The sequence below is a fragment of the Streptomyces griseicoloratus genome, from assembly GCF_014534645.1.
GTDB classification, from domain to species: Bacteria; Actinomycetota; Actinomycetes; order Streptomycetales; family Streptomycetaceae; genus Streptomyces; species Streptomyces griseicoloratus.
Window position 1 is genome coordinate 1 of the sequence record NZ_JACVQF010000128.1, and the last position, 218, is coordinate 218.

The 218-nt window shown below is 72.9% G+C and carries 1 protein-coding gene; it reads left to right on the plus strand.

Translation table 11 applies throughout. The features are described 5' to 3' along the window. Positions 1-33 precede the first annotated feature (33 nt). A partial coding sequence (locus tag H0H10_RS39605; RefSeq protein ID WP_223179324.1) for an AMP-binding protein occupies positions 34-218 on the plus strand: 185 nt, incomplete at its 3' end.

Genomic DNA, 218 nt, shown 5'->3' on the forward strand with positions numbered 1-218 from the left:
GCGGGGGTGAACGCCACAGAGCGTTCGCTGCCGGTGGGGTTGCTGCATGAGCCGTTCTTCGAGCGGGCGGCGTCGGTGCCGCATGCACCGGCTGTCATCTGGTCCTCCGGGCAGCTCTCGTACGGGGAGCTGGCGGGGTGTGCGGGGTGGGTCGCCGACCGGTTGGGGGAGCTGGGGGTGCGGCCCGGGGACCGGGTCGTGGTGTCGATGCGGAAGGG